Raw genomic sequence first — 1,506 nt, 5'->3', positions numbered from 1 at the left:
GACGTGGGGTCGGCGGGGGTGTCGGTGGGTGGTCGATCCACGCGGGACGTGGAGCTTACAGTCCGGCGGCGGCGCGCAGCTTGTCCGCGCGGTCGGTGCGCTCCCAGGGCAGATCGATATCGGTGCGGCCGAAGTGCCCGTAGGCGGCGGTCGGCGCGTAGATCGGACGCAGCAGATCCAGGTCGCGGATGATCGCGCCGGGGCGCAGGTCGAACACCTCGGTGATCGCCGACGAGATCTGGGCCGGGTCGACCTTCTCGGTATCGAAGGTCTCCACGAACAGACCGACCGGCGCCGATTTGCCGATCGCATACGCGACCTGCACCTCGACCCGGTCCGCCAGACCGGCGGCGACCACATTCTTGGCGACCCAGCGCATGGCGTAGGCGGCCGAGCGGTCGACCTTCGAGGGGTCTTTGCCGGAGAACGCGCCGCCACCGTGGCGGGCCATACCGCCGTAGGTGTCGACGATGATCTTGCGGCCGGTCAGGCCGGCATCGCCCATCGGGCCGCCGAGCACGAACTTGCCGGTGGGGTTCACCAGCAGGCGGATATCGGAGATGTCCAGGTCGGGGATGGCGATATCGGCCAGCACCGCGTCGACGACCTTTTCCCGGATATCGGGGGCCAGCAGATTGTCCAGATCGATATCGGCGGCGTGCTGGGTGGACAGAACCACGGTGTCCAGCCGTACCGCTTTGTCACCGTCGTACTCGATGGTGACCTGGGTTTTGCCGTCCGGACGCAGATACGGCAGCACCCCGGTCTTGCGGACCTCGGTGAGCTTGCGCGACAAGCGGTGGGCCAGCGCGATCGGCAGCGGCATGAGTTCGGGGGTGTCGGTATTGGCGTAACCGAACATGAGGCCCTGATCGCCGGCGCCCTGCTGTTCGATCTCGTCGTCGGAGCCGCCGACCCGCGCCTCGTGCGAGGTGTCGACACCCTGCGCGATATCGGGCGATTGCGCACCGATCGCGATATTCACGCCGCAGGAGTTCCCGTCGAATCCCTTTGCCGAGGAGTCGTATCCGATCTCGAGGATCTTCTCCCGGACGATATGCGGGATATCCGCATAGGCCTCGGTGGTGACCTCGCCCGCCACATGCACCTGACCGGTGGTCACCATGGTTTCCACGGCGACCCGGCTGCGGGGATCCTGGGCCAGAAGAGAGTCGAGGATGGAATCGCTGATGGCGTCACAGATCTTGTCCGGATGACCCTCGGTCACGGACTCACTGGTGAATAGCCGGCTACCGGACGTGCGCACAGTTTCCCTCTTCCTCAACGGTTACTCGTGTCCGGAGGGACCGTAGCGCACGGCTCCGGTCACGCCCCTGGACTCCCAGACTATTAGAACGGGCGGCGTAATTGGGGTTTCGGACACCATCCTGGAGGGGTTTCCGGCCGTGCGCGGCCGCGCCCCCGCACCCGCCCCCCCCGCCGGCGGGAGCGGATCGCGGTCGCGCCCCCCGCGGGCCGCGCGGAAGAGCGGCGGGGGGGGGAAGA

At 67.4% G+C, this 1,506-nt stretch carries 1 protein-coding gene; it reads right to left on the bottom strand.

The window, feature by feature from the left end; all coding sequences use genetic code 11:
* Positions 1 to 55: 55 nt before the first annotated feature.
* Entirely contained in the window at positions 56 to 1,267 is a 1,212-nt protein-coding gene (metK, locus tag ACLML9_RS28725; protein ID WP_411948425.1) for a methionine adenosyltransferase, read from the bottom strand.
* Between the last annotated feature and the right edge of the window lie 239 nt (positions 1,268 to 1,506).

Source organism: Nocardia sp. NPDC002869 (assembly GCF_046764065.1).
Taxonomy (GTDB): domain Bacteria; phylum Actinomycetota; class Actinomycetes; order Mycobacteriales; family Mycobacteriaceae; genus Nocardia; species Nocardia rhamnosiphila.
Note: the sequence above shows the minus strand (reverse complement) of the source record. Positions and strands in the feature narration are given on the sequence as shown.